General features: G+C 38.6%; 17 protein-coding genes and 1 pseudogene. 4 read left to right on the forward strand and 14 right to left on the reverse strand.

Annotated elements, in window-relative coordinates:
- Positions 1-2: 2 nt before the first annotated feature.
- On the forward strand, positions 3-1,361 hold the full coding sequence (locus ACFO3D_RS07125) for a GGDEF domain-containing protein (protein ID WP_390294232.1): 1,359 nt from the start codon (positions 3-5) through the stop codon (positions 1,359-1,361).
- Positions 1,362-1,438: 77 nt separating this feature from the next.
- Here the strand turns inward: ACFO3D_RS07125 and ACFO3D_RS07130 are convergent, their stop codons facing one another.
- The 7 genes from ACFO3D_RS07130 to ACFO3D_RS07160 all read right to left on the reverse strand — a co-directional run bounded on the left by ACFO3D_RS07130 (position 1,439) and on the right by ACFO3D_RS07160 (position 8,785).
- Entirely contained in the window at positions 1,439-2,557 is a 1,119-nt protein-coding gene (locus tag ACFO3D_RS07130) for a mandelate racemase/muconate lactonizing enzyme family protein (RefSeq protein ID WP_390294234.1), read from the reverse strand.
- A 36-nt stretch (positions 2,558-2,593) separates the two neighbouring features.
- Positions 2,594-3,616, reverse strand: a complete 1,023-nt coding sequence (locus ACFO3D_RS07135; RefSeq protein ID WP_390294236.1) for an alpha/beta hydrolase family protein — start codon at positions 3,614-3,616, stop codon at positions 2,594-2,596.
- Between the two features lie 12 nt (positions 3,617-3,628).
- A complete protein-coding gene (locus ACFO3D_RS07140; RefSeq protein WP_390294238.1) occupies positions 3,629-4,651 on the reverse strand; it encodes a Gfo/Idh/MocA family protein in 1,023 nt (340 codons plus the stop codon).
- A gap of 29 nt (positions 4,652-4,680) precedes the next feature.
- Complete coding sequence (locus tag ACFO3D_RS07145) at positions 4,681-5,586, reverse strand: Gfo/Idh/MocA family protein (RefSeq protein ID WP_390294240.1); 906 nt, start codon at positions 5,584-5,586, stop codon at positions 4,681-4,683.
- Positions 5,587-5,604: 18 nt separating this feature from the next.
- A complete protein-coding gene (locus ACFO3D_RS07150) occupies positions 5,605-6,408 on the reverse strand; it encodes a carbohydrate ABC transporter permease (RefSeq protein WP_390294242.1) in 804 nt (267 codons plus the stop codon).
- A 33-nt stretch (positions 6,409-6,441) separates the two neighbouring features.
- A complete protein-coding gene (locus tag ACFO3D_RS07155; RefSeq protein ID WP_390294244.1) occupies positions 6,442-7,383 on the reverse strand; it encodes a carbohydrate ABC transporter permease in 942 nt (313 codons plus the stop codon).
- A 157-nt stretch (positions 7,384-7,540) separates the two neighbouring features.
- Positions 7,541-8,785: a sugar ABC transporter substrate-binding protein gene (locus ACFO3D_RS07160; RefSeq protein WP_390294246.1), complete on the reverse strand. Its 1,245-nt coding sequence runs from the start codon at positions 8,783-8,785 to the stop codon at positions 7,541-7,543.
- Positions 8,786-9,195: 410 nt separating this feature from the next.
- Between ACFO3D_RS07160 and ACFO3D_RS07165 the strand changes: the two genes are divergently transcribed.
- From ACFO3D_RS07165 to ACFO3D_RS07175, 3 genes are all read left to right on the forward strand, one after another.
- Positions 9,196-9,816: a YesL family protein gene (locus ACFO3D_RS07165; protein ID WP_390294248.1), complete on the forward strand. Its 621-nt coding sequence runs from the start codon at positions 9,196-9,198 to the stop codon at positions 9,814-9,816.
- Between the two features lie 381 nt (positions 9,817-10,197).
- Positions 10,198-12,174 carry a ligand-binding sensor domain-containing protein gene (locus ACFO3D_RS07170; protein WP_390294250.1) on the forward strand — a complete coding sequence of 659 codons (1,977 nt, stop codon included), beginning with the start codon at positions 10,198-10,200 and terminating at the stop codon, positions 12,172-12,174.
- Positions 12,175-12,194: 20 nt separating this feature from the next.
- Positions 12,195-14,978, forward strand: coding sequence for an FIMAH domain-containing protein (locus tag ACFO3D_RS07175; RefSeq protein WP_390294252.1), 2,784 nt, complete (start codon positions 12,195-12,197; stop codon positions 14,976-14,978).
- A gap of 63 nt (positions 14,979-15,041) precedes the next feature.
- Here the strand turns inward: ACFO3D_RS07175 and ACFO3D_RS07180 are convergent, their stop codons facing one another.
- The 7 genes and pseudogenes from ACFO3D_RS07180 to ACFO3D_RS07210 form a co-directional block, all read right to left on the reverse strand.
- Entirely contained in the window at positions 15,042-16,634 is a 1,593-nt protein-coding gene (locus ACFO3D_RS07180) for an FAD-dependent oxidoreductase (RefSeq protein WP_390294254.1), read from the reverse strand.
- Positions 16,635-16,943 carry a hypothetical protein gene (locus tag ACFO3D_RS07185; protein WP_390294256.1) on the reverse strand — a complete coding sequence of 103 codons (309 nt, stop codon included), beginning with the start codon at positions 16,941-16,943 and terminating at the stop codon, positions 16,635-16,637. It abuts the gene before it with no gap.
- Positions 16,944-17,088: 145 nt separating this feature from the next.
- Positions 17,089-17,550: a hypothetical protein gene (locus tag ACFO3D_RS07190; protein ID WP_390294258.1), complete on the reverse strand. Its 462-nt coding sequence runs from the start codon at positions 17,548-17,550 to the stop codon at positions 17,089-17,091.
- Positions 17,551-17,890: 340 nt separating this feature from the next.
- Positions 17,891-20,353, reverse strand: coding sequence for a ligand-binding sensor domain-containing protein (locus ACFO3D_RS07195; protein WP_390294260.1), 2,463 nt, complete (start codon positions 20,351-20,353; stop codon positions 17,891-17,893).
- Between the two features lie 673 nt (positions 20,354-21,026).
- A pseudogene (locus tag ACFO3D_RS07200) lies at positions 21,027-21,203 on the reverse strand (HAD hydrolase family protein); the annotation flags it as partial.
- A gap of 309 nt (positions 21,204-21,512) precedes the next feature.
- Entirely contained in the window at positions 21,513-21,659 is a 147-nt protein-coding gene (locus ACFO3D_RS07205) for a sugar-binding domain-containing protein (RefSeq protein WP_390295480.1), read from the reverse strand.
- Positions 21,656-21,832 carry a sugar-binding domain-containing protein gene (locus tag ACFO3D_RS07210; RefSeq protein ID WP_390295482.1) on the reverse strand — a complete coding sequence of 59 codons (177 nt, stop codon included), beginning with the start codon at positions 21,830-21,832 and terminating at the stop codon, positions 21,656-21,658. Before ACFO3D_RS07210 ends, ACFO3D_RS07205 begins: the two co-directional genes overlap by 4 nt.
- Between the last annotated feature and the right edge of the window lie 100 nt (positions 21,833-21,932).

The raw sequence follows: 21,932 nt of genomic DNA on the forward strand, positions 1-21,932 counted from the left end.
TTGTGCATATCAATAAACGTATTCATGATACCTCAGAAATCAATATTGGCATTATTGGATCAAAGATTCTCCTGGATCAAACGAGAGAAACGTTAAAATCTTTTCCAAACTTTAAACCCGTCTTTGGTATTATTGAACCAGACAGCGTGATAACCGATGTAGCATCAAAAATAATGTATGATGTCGACGTTCTGGTGTTTACTGAATTTCATTTATATAATCTCGCTAAGCAATCTTTGGATTTCCCAATACCTGTACATCACGTCCCTCTAATGGGAACAGGTTTGTACAAATCATTATTTCTTATCAAAAATAACTATAGTCTAAAACGTTTATCCATTGATACAATTGAGGAAAAATACGTCGAGAAAACACTCGTCGAATTGGTGGAAGAAAATTATCAAATTAAAGTATTTCATAACCACTCCAAACCAAAATTAATCAAGGACATTGTCAATTTCCATGTTGAAAACTACAATAGTGATGGATCAATTGCACTCACTGGTATACAAGAAGTGTCTATAAGATTGACGGAAGAGAATATACCTAATGAATGGGTGACACCAACACAACAAGACATGATTGTATCCTTAGAACGCGCCCTACTGGCAACGAAAACGCGCAGAAACAAAGAGTCACAAATAGTTTTCGGTTTAATAAACGTTGATGACTTTAAAAGCATCACAGAAAAATATACGTCAGAACATGATGTGCAATTATTAAAGTTAAACATCCAGCAAATGCTTCTAGATTACATAAAACAGCTTGATGGACATCTCATCAGCCTCGGCGGGGAAGAATACTCATTTATTACTACACGCGGCATTTTTGAAAGAGAAACCAGGGGCTATAAGTTTATACCCTTGCTTCAAGAAACCAACAATGCTATCGGGATAACCTTAAGTATTGGTGTTGGCTTTGGAAGCACCGCTGCCGAAGCAGGTAGCCACGCACGGTTAGCTTTACGCCAATCGAAAGAATCTGGTGGCGATGTTTGCTATATTGTCCGCGAGGATAGAAGTGTATTGGGTCCCGTTGACATTACTACCCACACACAATACGAAATGTACGATTTAGCTATAACCGATGCACAACTGCTGGACCGGGCTGAGAAGGCTGGTATGTCTGCGTCGTATATGACAAAGCTGATGGCGCGTGTTGGCCGCTACGGAATCATTGATTATACTGCACAAGAATTAGCTTCAACTCTTAAGATAACGAATAGGAGCGCCCACAGAATCCTTTTAAAGTGGATGGATGCTGAACTAGTCGAAATAGTCGGCGAGGAAAAGGTAACGCATAAAGGCAGACCACGTCGTATTTATCGTCTAAGTTTCATCATGGACGAGCAATTAAAATAACCCTACTTGACCGGTTGAAGTTGGGACCCGCGTGAAACGGAGCATTCTGGATCACTCTCTAATAATCCAAATCATCCCTAGACCGATAGTTCCTCCAGTTTCCTATCGTCAACTTCCCATCCTATTCCGAATCCATCAGGCAGGGTTACTTCACCTTTGTTAATCTCTGCCTTAACCTTAGATGGATCATTTTCCAAAAATAAGGGTCCATTCAAATCCACCGGTGTTGAAATGCCTAACATGTGAAATAAGTGTGCACTTGCATAAAGCCCTAATGAAGATTCTGTCAGCCCCCCACCTATCAGCTCCATACCTGCAGCCTGTGCAATCTCACCACATCGTTTCGCACGTGAAAGTCCTCCCATTTTAGTCACTTTAATGACAATAGCGTCACAAGCATTTAACTGTATTGCTCTAACCACATCTTCGGGTGTCCATATACTTTCATCCAGAGCAATGGGTATGGTTGTAAACTCGCGAAGCTTTGCATGCCCTAATAAATCACCAGCCGACAATGGTTGTTCAAATATATTTACCCCGACTTCTTCCATTGCCCTACTTAGACGCATCGCTTCCTTTAAACGATAGGCCTGATTAGCATCGACACGGAAATACGCATCAGGAATAATTTCCTTTACTGTTTTTATAATTTCAATATCTTCTTGAGGGTTTAATCCTATTTTAACGTCAACACCTGTATAGCCCTGTTCTTTGGCAATTCGTGCCTTTTCAGCAGCATCTTCCACATTCGTAACACTTATTAAATAGGAAAGAGCAATTTTATTATGTTGCGGTGAAAGCCATACATGAGCAAGTGGCTGTCTTGATTTCTTCCCTATAGCATCCAGTACAGCCATGTCAACAGCCGCTTTAGCTATCGGTTGCCCGCGTGTTATTCCTGAAGATATCTGCTGATCCATTACACTGTGAATTCTTTCTAGATTTAGTAATTCGATACCCTTCAATGCATCAGCAAGGTAATTCCTTACTGTGCTGACTACAGATTCCTGTGTTTCATAGCTCCACCTGTGACTTGGTCGTGCTTCTCCCCAGCCCATAGTACCGTCGTCTGTTGTTATACGTACATATACATGAGGCGCACCTATGTTTTTACTCCCTACTTGCCCACCTGAAATTGAGAAATTCTGAAGCATAGGTAAATTTAAAGGAAAAACATCAATATTTCTAATAAGCATATACTGGTAACTCCTTTAGACATGACTTTTTAGATCTCATGACTCTCTCTCCAACCATTTATCCATAAATTGATAGGAACACTCCCTTATATGTGGCGGAAAATCGTGCCCCTCGGCTCCTAGCAAGGAAGTGATTCGTTCAGGAACTCCCAGTTTTTCATACAGTTGATAAACACTGTGCAGACCACTGCCAATTGCTTTCCAGTGTGGAAAAATAGAATCACTTTGTCCACTCCAATTGAACAATGGCTTAGGTGCAACAAGAGCTAAAATTTCGTGAAATTCAAATGGGATATCTCCTTCTGAAATCATCGGCGTTAACTTTGGAAAGTGTGTATACCAATCACGGTCAGCCCAGCGATGTGGCCGGTAATCCCCAGTAAACATAGAAAATCCGCAGCTGCTTACGACGGCCTTTACCCTGTCGTCTACTCCAGCTAAATAAAAAGCATTATAACCACCGAAAGAATGACCAATAGCTCCGATACGGCTTTCATCAACACAATCATGTTGCGCAAGTAAATCTAATCCTTGTCTGTGATCAGTTAGATTCTTCATAGTAATTGACGACCACTGCGGGAAGTCCCGATAGAGATATGCATTATGAAAAGTCTTTTCACCTGCTTTAATTCTTTCTCCAGAGGTTAAAGCATCTGGAACCAAGACGACATAACCTCTTTGAACAAGTTCCGCCGCGAAATTACGGTTATGCTTAGCTTTGTTAGTACTTATCGAATCCTTACCTTTTTCGTCAGTTCCATGCAACGCAATTAATGCGGGAAGCTTTTTCCCTTCTGCTCCCTCTGGAATCAGTAAATAGGCCGTGACACTATCGCCATCTACCGTGCTATACGTAACATGCTGTCTCACGAACCTCTCTTTACTGGATTCCGAGTTTATTTTCAAATCTAATGGAACTTTATCAGGAAGCTCACCGATCATACCCTTCCAACGTTTTAAAATATCTGCTCTTTTCTTTTCCCAATCTTCCTGGGAGTTTACACCATCAATAAGGGAAGGTATGCCTTGCTCATTTAATGTATGCAACTTATAAGTCAATAAAATACCTCCTTACGATTTAAAAGGATGGAAATCTGTCAGCACAACCTCTCGGCCTGAACGTGCTGATTCATAGATTGCTAGTATAATCTCAACTGACTTTCTCGCTTCAATTCCAGATATAATTGGATCACGATCCTCCAAAATAGCTTCGACCATGTCCCCAATAATAATTGAATGCCCGTCATGATCAGGATGAGGCAATTGTGGCTTCTCAATCTCACCATTAGAATTCAGGAATTCCCAAATATCCACCGTGGTATCGGAAACCTTCACCGTTCCTTTATCGCCATTAACTTCAATTGACGTTTGCTGTTCCGGAAAAACGGAGGTAGCACCTTGAATTGTGCCAAACCCGCCATCCTTAAACTTCACAACCGCAACAGCTGTATCCTCTACTTCAATATCCTTTCGAGCTAGTGTGGCATTATAGGCAAACACACTTTCGATCTCTCCGCCTATCCACTGTAATAGGTCAATTCCATGAACACCCTGGTTCATCAGTGCTCCTCCGCCATCAAGTTCCCATTTACCACGCCAGCCTGCACTGGCATAATAGTCGTCATCGCGAAAATACTTTAAATAAGCGTGGATCATCATCATATTTCCTATTAATCTACGCTCTTTAGCTTCTTTGGCTGCAATAAATTGAGGTAACGTTCTTCGTTGAAAAACAGCACCCAGCTTAACGTTCGCGACCCTACAAGCTTCAATCATCTGGTCCATCTGCTGAAAATTAATATCCAGTGGTTTTTCACACAAAATATGTTTTCCCATGGCAGCACACGTAACAGCAAACTTTGCATGCATACCACTGGGCACACATAAACACACAACATCAATCGGTTCACGCAGCATTTCTTCGTAATTGGTGAATGTTTTTTCCACACCAAATTCCTTAGACAATGTATCGGCCTTCTGTTGGTCGATATCCGTGATGGCAACAAGCTTAGCCTGCGGGTTAGATGTAATTGCTTTGGCATGCAAAGGAGCTAATACACCGGCACCAATAATTCCGAACTTTACCGTTTTCACATTTTCACCTACTTAAACAAATTTCCACACTAGATTAAAACTGTGTTTCCTGTAACTCTGCTTTCATTGGCCGCTTCGATAAAGCGAATAACCTCTATCGTTTCGTTTATCGATACTCTAGGGATGCCATCTTGAAAGAAAGCCATAATTTGGTCTAATAAGCTAGCATAGTAAGGCTTTCCGTGGGCATTTATATCGACATATTCAGATCCCTGTTCAAAATGTATTACTGCCCCGAACTGTCCATTACCTTTACGGTTGCCCCTAACCATCCCAAGACGACCCTCTTGCCATAGTCCGACAATGATGTCATGTTCTTTGTTTGTTGTTACAGTTACCTCTCGGGCTCCTTCACCTAAGATAGCAAATAACATTTCAATGGCATGAATTCCATACCAAAAAAATCCTGGTTGCTTCTCCTGAAGTTCCATTGGACCAAAACAATCAGCACCTATTATTTCTCCTTTATCAGACTTAGATAAAACATCCGTTAACGCCTCAGCAAATCGCAGTGCCGATGTACTCATAATTGGCGTCTGATATTCTTTGGCTAGTTGGACCATTTCTTCAGCTTCATCTTTCTGTAAACTAAACGGTTTATCGATAAAAATAGGTTTTTTATATGAAATGATTTTCTTTATTTGCTCCAGATGGACTCTTCCATCTACTGATTCTAATAGGATTGCGTCAACTTCTTTTGCAACAATTTCAATGGAATCAACAATCTTCACATCATAATTATCGTTGAGTTCATTTGTAAATCCCTTTACACGTGAAATACTAAGGTCAAAATCAGGTGATCCTCCCGGAAAAGCTGTCACTACTTTTCCACCTGGCACATGATATTTGTCACTAGCATCATTTAATAGTCTTGTAAAAGCTACAGAATGCGAAGTATCTAAACCGATAATGCCTACCCTCAGATTATCTGTCATATTTTGCCGCCTTTCCGTTTACTTAAGCCCGGACATCTGAATCCCCTCTGTGAAATAACGTTGGAAGAACAAGAAAATAATAAAGGTTGGAATAAATGAAAGTGTCGATCCCGCCATTTCAATTCCAAAATCCCCTTCCTTCCCAAGTAACGATGCTAAACCAACTGTCACGGGAAACATCTCTTCTTTTGTCATATAAATCAACGGTTGAAATAAATCGTTCCAGTTTGAAATAAACGAGAAGGTTCCCACTGTTGCAACTACTGGTATCGATAGGGGCAAAATAACTTTAAAGAATACTTTAATATCATTAGCACCATCAATACGCGCCGCCTCTTCCAAATCATTTGGGATATTTTGCAGGAATTGGCGTACTAAAAATACTCCCATAATCCCCCATAGTTCAGGTATAATTAAAGCCCAGTAAGTATTAATCCATCCAAAGTCCGCGAACATAATATACTTCGGAATAATTAATAGTTGTTGCGGAATCATAATCACTGCCATAAATACCCAAAATATTACTTCTCGACCCGGGAACTTCTTCTTGGCAAAGATATAACCCAATATTGCACAAAATAGCATCTGACTAAAAACAGGGATGATGGTAATAACTACAGAGTTAAAAATCCACCTTAGAAAAATCCCATCATTAAACAGAAATATATAATTACTAAAAGTAGGGTCCTCTGGTATCCAAAAAAGCGGATCCAGTAATGCATATTTCATATCTTTAAACGATCCTAGAGCCATAATGACAAACGGCAGGAGAAAACTTAAGGCTAATAAAAGTAAAGCTGTATATGTGATTATTTTTCTCAATTTTCTAATCTCCCTTCCAGAAAGGCCTGATGATTAATAGTGGTTCGTCTCTTGACCCAAATACTTTCTTTGTATAAGCGAAATAACCAAAATAATAAAGAATAATACATAGGACAGAACAGCAGCATAGCTTAAGTTAAGCCCTGCAAACCCTTGTTGATATAGGTAGAACACAATTGTCGTCGTTGAATAATTTGGTCCTCCACCTGTAAGTAAAAATGTTGAATCAAAAATTTGAAACGAACCTATAGTTGTAATAATCGCTACGTAAAAATGTATCGGCTTTAGTAACGGAAAGGTTATTGACCAAAATATTCGAAAAGGAGATGCCCCATCAATGCGTGCAGCTTCATATAATTGTTTATCTACTGATTGAAGCCCTGCAAAATAATAGACCATTGTACTCCCGGCAACCTTAAATATACTTAAGCCAGCAAGCACCAAAAGCGCTTGCTCAGAATCTGCTAAAAATAATTGTGGTTCAACCCCAAAGAGACTTAACAGGTAGTTAACCATCCCGGAATCTGTTCCTCTGAATAGCCAGCCCCAGATTCCTGCTATGATTACAAATGATGTTACTACTGGCAAGAAAAAGATTCCTTTAAACACCCCTGATGCTTTTACACCTGAGTTAATGATTAATGCTAAAACCAGTCCTAACGCCATAGTAGGTACAATGTAATAAATGGAGAATAAAACTGTATTCCAAATTGCCCTCCAAGCTAATTCATCATTTAAAAAAGCCAACCAATGTTTAAATCCTACAAATTCTGGATCCCCAATAACTTTCCAATCCATAAATGTCAGAACAAAGCTGAATGCAAATGGGTATACCTGAAAAACTATAAAGTGGATCAATGCAGGTATGAGGAAAATATACACAATTGCATTTCGATCCCATTGCCTTTTTACTCTTTCTTTAAAAGGCAATTTTGGCTTTTTGGTATATGAACCATTACCTCTATTTCTCTTCATACGATTCCTTAAAGGGACCTTCCCTTTATAATGAGATTCCATTTCTTCGTTAATTTTGTCTGCATTATTCAGTGTAATCACCTTATTTCATATGTAAGTTAGTAACAGAGAGCTTGACTGAAGTACCGGCCAAACTCTCTGCTCAATCTATACTTTTCTATTTATCAATTTCACCCTTAATAGCTTCTGCCGCCGCATCTGCAGCCTCTTGTGGAGTTTTTTTGCCTTCCATCATTGTCTGAACTTCAGCTTGAATCATCGGCATTATATTACGCCCCTGTGGATGGATTACTCCCGGTAATGCATATTGTGTGTATTGTGCAAGCTGCTTTAAATACTTTTGATCATCGAAGATATCTTTTGCTGATTTCCTGGTTGGAATATATTGAGTTACGGTATTAAATTTTCTTTGATTTTCTGCATTGGTAACTGTTTTTACAAACTCAGCTGCTGCATTCGGATTATCAGTATTTGAAGGAACAACGAACATTCCTGTTGTACCATATGTTGCTTGCTCTTTATTTTTAAGAGGTGGTGCAATAACGAAATTCAAACCACTTTCCTGTAAATTAGTTAATGAAATTCCTGAACCTTGTACTGCTAACATCTCTCCCGCATTCCATATTGCGTCGTGATTCATAGCGGTAATTGAATCTTCAGGAATCCACCCTTTTTCATACATTTTATTGATAAACTTAAATGCTTCTACACCTTCAGCATTATTTATCATTACTTCATCATCCTGTGTTATAACTTTTCCACCCGCTTGCCAAAGGAAAGGATATAATGTTCCATTCATCGATCCTCCTCCTTGATAGCTATATGCATAGTATCCTTCCTCTTTTGCTGCTTTTGCCCACTCTTCAAATTCACTCCAAGTTGATGGTAAGTTTTCAGGATCTTTACCAATCGCTTTAATTACATCAACATTGTAGAAAAGCGTATATGCTTCCTGCAGAATTGGAAGCCCATATGATTTACCTTGCCATTTGGTTGAAACAAGAGCACTATCAACGAAGTCATCCATATTATTGTCCTCCAAATATGGATCAAGTTCTAATAACATACCCTCATCGGCATATTGTGGCATTTGATCTGGAATAGCATAAAATACGTCTGGACCATTATTTGCTGCTAAGGCAGTAAGTATTTTTTGGTCACGATTACCCCACGGAATTGTTTCAATTGTTACAGTTGCATCAAACTTTTCTTCATAAGATGCTACGATTTCATCCCACATAGCGCTTTCAGCTTCTGCATCTGATGTATATGGATGAACCCATACAGTTATTTCCCCAGATACTTCTCCATCAGTTGCAGTTGCCTCATCATCCGAATTACAGGCAGCTAACAAAGTTCCCAAGATAATCAGTAGTATAAGAATGCTGTTTTTCTTCATCATCTTAATTAAACCCCTCTCTTTTTGATTAATTTGTTAAATAATCTACGAGACATTGTATCGAGCTTGACAGCCCCCCTTAGAATCCCTGCATGTATTTCTATGTATAACTACTGCTTTGATTGAGAAAGCGCTATTATATGTATGTAGAATGAATGGAATGCAGGATATTTTATACCAGCTTTTAAAAATTATCTAAATATTCATTTCCTTGCTATTATTCTATGTTTATTTCCATCGAGAGACAAGTCTCTAAAGTGTCTTTAATAAAACTAATTACTCTTACCCTGGAGAAACGTACCTGCTTAAGCATGTTGACAGGCTATTTTACTGCCAATATAATAAAGTGAATTAATATTAGTAATTTTATGTGAAAGGACATATGAATGCTTTTTGTTTGAGGAGGAAACATCATGACGTTCGATGGTTGGGAAAAATTTAATAAAATTGCATTTTGGATGATCAAGTTAGCTTACATAAACTTACTTTGGATACTGTTTACAATAATCGGGTTAGTTATTTTTGGATTATTTCCTTCTACTGTAGCCATGTTCACCATTGTCCGTAAATGGATGAATAAAGAATACAACTTTAAAATCTTTCCTGAATTTTGGAAAGTTTATCGAACTGATTTTATAAAGGCAAACGGTCTAGGTTTACTGTTCCTTACCATTGGCTACATCCTTTATTATGATTTTACTTTTCTGCAGCTCAATAATGGTAAGCTATTCTACCTTATTCCTGTTTTACTGTTTATTCTCGTTTCCTATGCTGTAACTTTGTTATTTTTCTTTCCTGTGTTCGTACATTTCGATTTGAAATTCTTTCAATATCTTAAACAATCTTTTTTAATCGCAATAACCTCCCCTATAGAAACAATACTAATTGCCATATCGATTGTCTTATTATACTTTGCAATCACATTCTTACCAGGAATAATTCCATTGTTCAGTGGTAGTGTACTAGCAATGGCTATGACTTGGATTAGTTTTAGAGCCTTTAAGAAAGTTGAGCGAAGAAAAGGCTTAAATTAAACAAGGCTTTTGTTTTTTTTTTAACAAAAGGTTTAACCTGCTGAGGTTAAGCCTTTTTTTATCAGTTAAGTGTAAATACTTTCTTACTGCATAAGATCAACTAAGGCTTGTCGACAAGCCAAGTTTTTTCAATGTTTCATGAACTTATACCCTCTCCCTCGATTCTTTGCATAGGACAATTTTCCCAAATGACATAAGGACCCTTAAAAGACTTGTTTATCGTGCGTTACTATTCTAAAAATAATAATATAGAGAATATTGGAAACTCTTTTTAAAATGAAGACATCATTAATAAAAGGTTACTCAAAATAAATCGGAGGTGACTTTGGCTTATTTTCCTTTATTCTTGAAATTTGACTTAAAGAAAGGGCGAAAATTAAGATGCGCAAATTAACCTATTTTTTAGCATTAGTTTTCATGTTCACTGTTTATTTAGGTACTGTTGAAACTGAAAGTGTGGAAGCTGATGAAAGTAATGTTCGTGAACTTGGAACAGCTTTAAATGCTGTATCTATTCCCGGAGGAGCTTATGGAAAAGGGCCTAATGGAGAAGATTGGGTTTATGCAGTTGCCGGTGGATCACCTGCTGTTTTTAATGTGGTTGATGCTGAAACCGGTGAACTAGTTGATAGTTTCTCATTGGAAGGTGCAAGCAACAGTTGGGCACTTACAGTAGATCCAGATGGTAATGTTTATGTGGGTACCTACTCAAATGGCACATTGTACCGTTACGTACCAGGTAGTGACCATATTGAAAATCTTGGAACACCTCTGCCAGGGGAATCATTTATTTGGCGACTAAGCTCCGATGAGGATGGACGTATTTATGGAGGGACATATCCAAGCGGCAAAGTGTTTCAATATGATCCAAAAACGGATGAGTTCCGGGATTATGGCCAAATGGTTGAAGGGCAGCAATATGCCAGAAGCATAGATATCTATAAAGACAAGGCCTATGTTGGTGTTGGAACTAATGGAGCGAATCTAGTGGAGTTAGATATAAACACAGGAGAGACCAAGGAAATACCGTTACCTGACAAATATTCAGAAGCATCAAATGTATACGATATTAACATTGTCCGTAATAAAATGTTTGCCAGAGTTACAGGTGGGGTTAGCACTATTCTTGTGTATGACTTAAAAACAATGGAAGTCATCGATGAGATTGAGGATGCGAATGGAATAGATGTTTCCTCAGCAGGACCAAAAAACTTAGTATATCTCATTAGAAATGAAGAACTCCATTCCTACAACATAAAAACTTTAGAATTGAAGGCAACTGGCTTTGATGACCTCTTCTCTGCCCGGGGGTTTGGTTGGATTAACATCGGTAGTAAAGATTTTCCTGGTAAAACATTGGCAAGCATATCGTGGAACGGGGAGATTCGTAAGTATAATCCTGTAACAGGTAAAACTGCGATCACACCAGGCCAAATTAATGGAGAGCCTGTAGACATTCAATCGCTCACACAGGGACCTAATGGAAATATATTTGTTGGTGGTTACTTTTCTGGTGGACTAGCAGAATATGATTATCAGAATGGTCAACTTACAGAATACAAAGGGTTGGGTCAAATCGAAGGTATGGTTACCCATAATGACAAATTATATATGGGAATTTATTCAGGTGCACACCTTTACTCCTATAATCCTAATGAACCGTATCAATTCGGCGTCAACCCGATAGAGCACTTCAGTTTAAAAGATAAGGGACAAGATCGACCTTTTGCTATGGTTTCTGCTGGCGATAAACTTGCGATCGGTACAGTACCTTATTACGGAAAATTAGGTGGAGCATTGACTATCTTTGATCCAGCAACAAATGACTACTCTTTTCATCGAAACGTCGTAGAAAATCAAAGCGTAATTTCTCTCGTATATAAAGACGGATTAGTTTATGGAGGGACTTCCGTTTGGGGAGGTTTAGGCATCGAACCAACAGAAGAAGAAGCAAAATTATTTCTCTGGGATATGGAGGACGGACAAAAAATATTAGAGACCGTTCCGGTACCTGGTGAAAAGGCAATTTCTGCGCTAACCTTTGATGATGAAGGAAATTTATGGGGATTAACATCAGGGATTTTGTTTAAATATGACACACAAACAAATCAAGTAGTTCGGAAAAAGCAATTATATTCAATAAATTGGGATGCAGTAAGCCATTTATGGCGTGGAGGATTCTTAACCTTCGATGCCGATGGCTACCTATATGGACAAACACGTAATGAACTTTTTAAAGTAAATCCACAAACATTGGAAAAAGAAACACTCGTAGATGATGCTTCATTGTTTGCACAAGATGCTGACAGAAACTTCTACTTTGCCAGAGGTCATAAGCTTTATCAATATCAAAGATAATAATTAAGGAGAGATATTTGATGAGAGGAAAGCCTATTATTAACAATTGGATGTACATACTGGCAGGTTTGTTATTACTCATTTTAGCCGGATTCCCATCGCTTGCCCAGGCTAACTCGGGACAGGAATCAACGGAGCTATCTAACACTACTTACGGCGAACCAGAAAAGTTATTAGCACCGCTTACTGGAACAGTCAGTATCTTCGATGGCGTAGTTGGAAAAGAAGATGGCCATAACGTCATGTACACTACCGCAAAAGGAATACCTGCCAGGCTAAACGTGGTAGACCTAGATAATTATAAACTGCTAAGGACGATTACCCTTGAAGGTGCAGAGAGTACATGGGCACATGAGGTGACGGTCGACGGTGACTTGTATATAGCTACAATTGGCGGGGGAGCAAAACTTTGGAAGTATTCTCCAAAAACGAAGGTTGCAGAGGTTGTCGCTACATTCCCAGGTCAAACATTTCCCTATTCGATAACATCGGACCCTGAAGGAAATGTATATGTTGGTACCTATCCAAGTGGGAAAGTTTATAAGTTTAATTCAGAGAGAGAAGAAGTAACAGATTATGGGAAAATGATTGATGAGTCTTCAAGGCAATATATTCGCTCAATCGCTTATATCGACGGAAACATTTATGCCGGAACTGCTAAAGATAAAATAATCAAATACAATATTGCATCCGGTGAGAAATCTAATATTGCTGCTTCTTTAGATGAGACCGGCACCGTATATGACATGGATAAGGTGGATAATCGCTATTTGTTTATCAGGTATAACGACACCAAAAATGGTTACATTTACGACACGCAAACGCAAAAGTGGCTTGATGTCATAGTTCCTAATGTAAGAGGTTTGCATGTTGAAGAAGAATCTTACAATGGGTCTGTGTATTACATGACACCAGATGATAAGTTCATGTCGATTGATTTAAACACACTAGAGATAAATGACACAGGTATGAGATACGGAAGTGGCTTACGAGGTGCGGATTGGGTTGAATTTAACGATCCACAGCTACCTGGGAAAAGTCTTGTAACCATTAACTGGAGTGGCAGTGTAACGATATTTAATATCGAGACAAACCAAGTTATTGAACGCCCTTCTTTAGTTAAAGGGGCGCCGGCGATTATGAATCAAGTAAAGAATGGGCCCGACGGAAACATTTATATTAGTGGTACTCAAGCTACAGAGGGAGCAATCTTTAGTCCAAGTGACAACTCCACTGTCTCTTTCAATTTAGGACAGGGTGATAGTATGAGTTCCTTTGGAGACAAAATGCTATTTGGAGTTTATCCTGGAGCTAGGATCTTTGAATATGACACGAAGAGAGATCCTGCAAACAATAATCCTAAACAACTATTTCAAATTGGTGAGGACCAAGATAGAATCGGTGATATTATTAGCGCAGATGGAAAAACGTTTATCGGGAGTATTCCGGACTATGGAAAATTAGGTGGTGCTTTAACTATATATGATCCAACAGGAGAACAAACTACTCCAACTGTCTACCGTAATATAGTAGAAAATCAAAGCGTTGTCAGTTTAGCCTACAAAGAGGGTATTGTTTATGGTTCAACGTCCGTTAACGGTGGCCTAGGGATAGATCCAGTTGCTAAAGAGGCTAAAATTTTCAAGTGGGATGTAGAAAATGAGCAAAAAATTGAAGAAATTTCCCTATCAATCGAAGGGGTAAATAACCCTCAGACGATTGGCGATTTATCCTTTGGTGAAAATGGTTTATTATGGGGAGCTGTAGATAATATTATTTTTGCTTTGGACCCCCATACGTTAAATGTTGTAAAAAGCAAAAAGATTTATCCTGATGGAGCTCTTTATTACGCTGATTGGCAAACCGTGGTTCTTGAATGGTCTAACGATATATTATATGCAAAATTTGATAATAATCTAACCGCCATCGACCCCAAAACACTTGTTAGTCATAAAATTACCGAGGCTAAATCTTTTACAATAGGAGATGACGGAAACATATACTACTCTCTTCCGTCTAACCGGACGCTTCTTTACAAGGTGGAAGTAAGTAGCACAGGGCTTATACAGGAAATCCTTGACAGTTATCACACCTCAGAAGACATTAAGCAACCAGTCTATGCTGAATTGACTAATAAGTTAGAACAAGCAAAACACCAATTAAATAAGGATGATAAAAGTAAAGCTGTTAAGCATTTAAATGCCCTGCTTAAGCACCTGAACAACGAATCTTTGTCAGAATTTATTTCAAATGAAGCAAAGGGTCTATTGAATGCTAAGGTCGAAAATCTTATAACAGCCTTATCATCCGGAGAAGACGAACCACCTGCGAATTCCATACCGCTATTAAATTCCGACTTTGAAGAACCTTTAGCAGATGGGATAATACCTGGATGGACACATGCATTTCAAGAATCTGAAGAACATTACCATGAAATTTCGGATGAACGCAGTTTTAGTGGTAATAGTAGTTTAAAGATTGTTGACACTGTCAGATCTGCATCTGTTGCGCTATATAGTGATAAAATTGATGTTGAACCTGGTGTTGAGTATATGGCAGCAACCCGAGCTTATACTGAAGAAGGTTCGGCAAGCTTTCTATTACGTTTTTACGATAAAGATGGAAACCAAGTCGCTAACTATGCTAATCACTTCGAGAGCATGCTCGGACAATGGGAGGAAGTTAACACTCAAGGTGTAGCTCCTGAAAATGCTGCGTATGTACGCATCTACGCATATACAACAAGCTATCAAGTAGGTACCGTTTATTTTGATGATATCAACCTATGGACAAAACAAAACTAGCTAAAGCCTAAATAAAAAGGTCAATGTATGGTATTCCATGCATTGACCTTTTTTACGTATGTCTTATTTCCCAAAAGTACTTTTCATTCGCTTCACTGGGTTGTCTTCTATTGAGTCATCCCATTCTAATACCTGATTGGAATTTAGAAGTTCCTTTTTAAGCTCAGGGTAGTCTATATTCTGTACACTCGATTTATTTTTGAACGCAATTGCAGCTGCTGCTCCTGCAGATTGGCCAATAATCATGAATACTGGTTCCATCCGAATAGAACCGTAAGCAATATGTGAACTTGATAAACAGACGGGGACCAATAAGTTCGTGCATTCATCTTCACGTGGGCGAACCGATCGATAGGAAACTGGATACGGTGAAATAGGTACCTCTACATCCCCCTCATTGACACATTTCCCGTCAATCACAACACGTCTACAGTGGTGTGAATCCATTTGATAGGAAGCAAGACCAACAGAATCATCAACAAAAGTTTCACCTAAACAATTCTTATCCGTCATGACGTAGTCTGAAATCATTCTTCTGCTTTCACGAATATACAATTGTGGTGGCCAGTGTCCTGTATTTTCAAACTCGTCTTTTGGCAATCCCCATTGTGAAACTTCGTTACGGATATGTAGTGGTACTCGTTTGTCATTTGTTAGGAAATACAACATTCCAAGGTTATAATTCACATGATCCTGAAAAATCTCCTCGCGTACTTGATAACTGCCTTCCGGCCATTGATGGTTCATACCAATATTATCGGTTGATACAGCCCCATAATTATTTAAATCAGATTTTCCATTAGGGATCATAACATGAAGGTTCATAGCATCCCAAACACCAGCATTGATATAACGTAATAAAAGCATATATCTATCCGCGTTATACTTAGGAGGCTTTGGAAACGGGAAACGATTTTCTGGTTTATTTGTTAAACAAACACGAAAATTATATGCTTGAATACGGTGGTCTTCTTGCCCTTGGAACCCAATAGTTTTAAACCCTGTTTCACTTATACCTGGCAGAACCCCGCTGTCCTTATCCCCCTCGAGCACATAAGGGTCAACCGTTTTTTCAAACTTATGATGGGGTTCACCGAAACGGATGCCATTATACGTTTCATTGTAGGTATCGTTAGATTCACGACCAACAAAACTGGAAACACCCGCTATCGCCATCAAGTCCCCTTCATAACTGGCATCAATGAAGTACTCCCCTATGAAGACATTTCCGTTTTCCATTTTTAATTCTTTGACCTCTTTATTTTCCATATTTACCCCTTTAAGATGTTGGCTAAGATAGATTGCTATATTATGCTCCCCTATCCATTGCGTGAAAACATACTTGGCAGCCTTTGGTTCAAATGTCCACTGTTCTTCTTCACCATAGTATTTTCCCAATCTTTTATAAAATTCCCTTGAAAGACCACCTACTGCATCTTTAGCTCCAAGATCAGTTGCTCCTAGTCCACTAGCAGTAATTCCTCCAATATGATTTCCGAACTCCGCGATAGCAACTGTAAGCCCCATTTTCTCAGCTTGGATTGCAGCCATAATGCCAGCTGGAGTTGCTCCGTATACAATTAAATCTTTAGTGATAACTTGTGGATTTGCATTGTTAGATGATGGCACATAATAATGTAGATTGCTGAAATCCATTTACTTCCCTCCATATTCCTTTTTAAGCCATTCCTTCTTGCAAGTAGACGCTACTTCCTTCAAGTAGTAAAAATAAAACAGCATCATTTCTTTAGGTGAAAACGATTCATAATTATCTTTATTTTGGATAGTTATTAAACGGTCTGCTATATTCACCTCTTTATTATTAAAAAAATCAATAATCTCTTGCAGGAATTCAGTTATTTCCTTAGTGTTATTATTAGAGTTCGTTCCTTTCTCTGGATCGACCAATCTAGCGGAGTACAATGGCACATTCCATTTCGTATGTACTGATACAATTTTTTCCAATTCCATCAACATTAAGCAGTATTATTCTTTTTCCTCTCCAAAGATAGAAAAATACTTGTCCAACAACACCTCAAAATCCTCACCCCAGCTTAAACCAGCATAGAAGTAGTTATTAAGTTGGTGAATCCATTTCCAGGGATATCTACTAGTATTCTATAACTGTTATTGCCTGTCTCTTTTGAACTGTTTGACCCCGCCAATCAACTAAACTCGTATATGCCCGAGAGAAAAACTTCAACTGGTCTTTTGATTCAAATATAGTATTTTTGATTGTATCCAGCTGATAATTTAAGCTATGTCCACCCAGCGTTACATTCATATCTGGTTTTACTAAATCCCCTCGTATGTACTTTTTAATATCATCCCGCAGAAAAAAAGTAAAACAGAACTCATTTAATCTGTTCTTTGTACCCCAATTAATTAGGTTGCTAATAAAAACAGGGTCATTAATGGTTTCTTTAACATTACCTCTTCTAGCAAATATAGGTTCTTGTATATCGTGAAATTCATAGCCATTATTCAAAATTGGTTTATTACCACCATTACATAGAAGCAAAACCATTTTTATCATGTTGTAAGGAGAATACAATGATTCGCCATTTCGCAAGGCACACCTGCATACAAAAGAAGATGGTGTTGCAGTAATTGAGGATAAAGATAATGTCTGGATCATAGGTAAGGAAGAAAGGTCGACTCTTTATAGTGTTTACCATTTTTGGGAGAAAAAATTTGGATATCAATGGGTTAATCTGATTGAGTAGACTGCTGTAAAATGTGGCGGTTTTCAACATCTATTTCTGATTTAAGGATTAGTCTTCCTAATTCTTCTGTGGCGAATTTAATTGTTAGATTGTCGTGGTAGTATGTAATTGATTCCAGCAAAGTCCCCTCCCTTTTTATTGTAAATTGGATAGGGACAGCTAACCCGCTGCCCCCTCAGTCCTTAATTAGTCTGTATCATACTTGAATAATTCAGTACCTCGTGAAAAATATATGTCGCCCTTACTATCCTGCGTAAGCAATGAAGCATTTTCCGCGAGAATATCTACTTTCAGAGTATCTGGATTAATTTTGAAAACTTTACCCAAGGTTGCACCATAGAGATAACCATCTTCATCAAAAACCAGATCTCGTCCATGGTAGTACATACTTCCAGACTCATGATAGAAGATTTCTTTGACCTTCATAATCTCTCTTGTAACTGGGTCAAATTTAAACACGTGCCCGGCAGTTAATCCCCATAGATATCCTTCATTGTCAAAAGTAACAGCTGATACGGCTTCCTCACCTGGTACAGGAACGCCTTCCCAAACCTTTTCACCTTTTTCAACATCCCAAATGAACATTTTCGCCTCTGTTTCAGTTGGATCAATACCATAGCCCCCCCAGATGGAAGTCGTACCATAGATAAGCCCATCCTTATACTTCAATTCAATTATACTTTGGTTCTCTACAACGTTACGGTGTACATCAAATTGGTCTGTACCCGGATCATAAAATGTCAATGCGCCTCCAAGTTGCCCATAATCCGGAACCGTACCTATTGCCAATTTATCACCTGCTGATTCAAAGGCAAAAGGCCGGTCCTGACTGTGAGTGTTGTCTAAGGAGAAAAGCTTTCGTGGATTATTGCCATAATTCCACGGTTCTGTTGGATCATATGCAAAAATATTGGCTCCAGGGTATGTGCCCATATACAGCTTGCCATTATGGCTGCCCATTCCCTCGATTTGACTCATTCCATTTAACTGCTTTAATTCTCCTGTTTCAGGGTTATATACCCCCATCCCCTGTGGGGACAGATAACCTCCAATATAAATCCGCCCATCAGGACCTTTGCTCAATGATTGAATGTCCGTTGGTTGCCCTTGGACATCTCCATGTAGGGTTTTGTGGTTTCCATTTTGTGGATTGTATATAAAAATTTCACCTCGGGAAGTCATACTTACTAGGCTTCTTCCAGGGTAATCCGAATTTTCCAAATGGATCCATCCAAAGCTTCTGGAGGCTGACACGCCATTTATGAACTGTACACCAGTTGAAACAAGCTCATGGGTTCTTAGGTCATAAGAATATATAAACTCGTCTTTTCGAATGTAGACCTTGTTTTCCGGCCCCCGTGGTGACACTATGTCTCCGATAGCTGTGGTGTTCTTAATTGTATCAATCCATTCTTCCTGAACTACATCGTATACAAGCGTATCGTTTGCCGGGGTTAACCTAGCAAACAATAAATTACCCTCATAACTTAAGTCGTATACAAATTTCTGATCCTGATATTCTTCAGGCAACTGTATTTCTTTTTTATCCCCTGTTACTGTATCAAGCTCAACTAAATGGGCTGGGGTGCCTAAACCTGCATAAACTTTCCCTTTACCCACTGCAACACTTCTGGTATATTTAATACCTTCTATAAGCTGTCCATAATCCCTGAAAGTGTTGTCTTTTGGATTAAATTGGAAGACTTTACCGCTTGGATATGTCCCTCCATAAATTAATCCTTCTTCATCGGCTCTAACAGTCCAGATATACGATTCATCTTTAATAGGAGTACGATAAGTTGTTATGCTTTCACTCCCCGGGACCCATTGATACATATTTGCATTACGTCCCGAGGCGATGTAAAGCGTACCGTTCGGGGCTACTGTTAAGCCCCATGAATTATGAGCGCCAGGTAAAGAAAAGGTTTTTACCCTTTCTCCGGTATGTGCGTTTACCACACTCAATGAAGCGGGATTCCCGTTTGCTACAGCGTAAATATATTCCTCTCCATTCGGTCCAGGTCCGTATGCAGCACCTGGAACAGTCACTGACCTGATTGGGATACCGATCTTCTCAATTTTATTCTCATTTATAGCATCTTCTCTATTTAACGTAACATCATCAAAATAAGCTTCGGTATTAGCACCGACAGAAGAATAGATTAATATCGATGCAAAAGATGCTTCTTCTGGTGCTTTTCCAGTTACAGAAAGCTCCTCCCATTGATTCATAGAATGTGAACCAGAAAAGTATTGTTTGATTCTGTTCTTATCGCTATCGTAAAAACGCATATATACTTTTGGCTGTCCAGTTTTTACATTCGTCATAACGGATGCAGTATAAGTTTCACCTGAATCAATTTCAATAAACTCACTATCCATACCATAACTTTTACTATCGTTATCAACATTTACATGTAAACTGTAATCCCCTGAGTGACTTACCGTATCCGTGACGTCAAAACCTCCATCACCATATATTTGGTCCCACCCTGGTATTACTCCGTTGACAACTGGATCTTCAAAACCTGGATTGGTGAGTATTACTTCCAACGAGGAAGCATCTGTATTATTATTTGTGACTAGAAATCCTATTAAAAAACATAAAAATACTAAACTGCTCAGGAACTTTCCCGACTGTTTCTTCAATTGCAAACTCTCCTTTTAAGATAGATTTGCTAGTTAAACATCGATGACATGTTCCGTTAAAACGGTTTGGCTTATAGAAATCACTCCTACCCTTCTCAAAGCAATCTTGAAAGCGTTACCATTATTACTACTATTAAGATAACTTTTAATACAAGTCCTTAAAACGTCTTTAATACTCTCCCTTCAAAATTATTGCACAAAAAGCCCATGTACCTGATTAAACAATTACATCGATCTTATTAGATATTACAATGTCATTATAGGTTCAAGTTAATTTTTTTATTAAGAGACTAAAGGTTAAGAGTGATTTACACGTTTAGAGAAGTACCACTATATTCTTATTAAACCTACAACCTACAATCGAACTTTGAGTAAAAAAAGTGGTATGTAAAATAAGAAGTATTTATAGGACACTTCTCTTGGTGGGGAACCGAAAGTAATTATAAGAGGAGCATCTTCTGTTTTAACGGAAAATTAACTTATTGTATGGATTTAAATTAAAGTAGAAGATTTTCGGTCTAGGCCGATTATCAACATCCTCGGGGTGATTTGTTGCTCAATTTTGAGTATGTGTTGCGCGACTTCAGCATAGTTTCACGCGAGTTCGCTGAGATGTTACGCGAGTTTTTGATTTACCACGCAAACAACTCACCCGCGTGTCTGCATTAAATCATTATTTAACTAATCCTCCCATTCTCAGGCCATGCAAAATGCCATCATCATGAACATCTTCATCTTTCTTAAACATTTTAGCTGATTCCTTTACAGCATGTGGTGCCTTCCCCATTGTTATGCTGTCTTCCACAGTTCGTAGCATTTTGATATCATTCAGTCCATTACCGAAAGCATAAACATCATGTAGTAACTGTAGATGCTCGACTAGCTTTTAAATACTTGCTGTAACATAGTATTCATGTCAGTGGTGCGATTCCAATAGCTTTCATTTTCTTATACTAATTGATATTAAATTACTTCTTGGTTTTACTTTATGACGATAAAAGCCACATCCAGCTACACCGTCCAGCGACTAGCACGACTTCCCTCACTTCGTGCTATAATATCCAACAAGTCGTGGGGGATCACGCGCCTTTTGTGATTTTGATACGCGATACCAAGGCTGGTGTACGATTTAAGGAGTTAGTGCGGAATTTGTGCCCTTTCAATCCCGGTGGAGCCTAAAATTTCTCTCCTCAACATATGTATCAATTAATGCCTGAGCAGTACGATCATCAGTAATCAGTACGTTCAAATATCCTACCTTTAGTGCTGCTTCAATACTTTCAAGCTTGTAGAAACCTTCAACTATTCAATCACATGTGGAATGTTACGGATTTCCTCCACATTAAGCCCAATCACCCGGTTATTCAATGGATGGTGAACTTCCCTGCCAAGAGTATCAAAGAACCGGGAACTGATATCCCCAACTGCACCTGCCTTCCTTAATGATGCCAGGTCACTCTCTTCTAGGCAGCCAAAAATTTGTTACTCATGTTTTAATAAGGACGTTGGGAAAAGGGTGTGGCAAGGGGAGGTGTAAAGTAGGAAAATCCGAATTAAAGAAGGGAAAGTAATGTTCAAT

The sequence above is a fragment of the Virgibacillus kekensis genome, from assembly GCF_042654125.1.
GTDB lineage: Bacteria > Bacillota > Bacilli > Bacillales > Amphibacillaceae > Lentibacillus > Lentibacillus kekensis.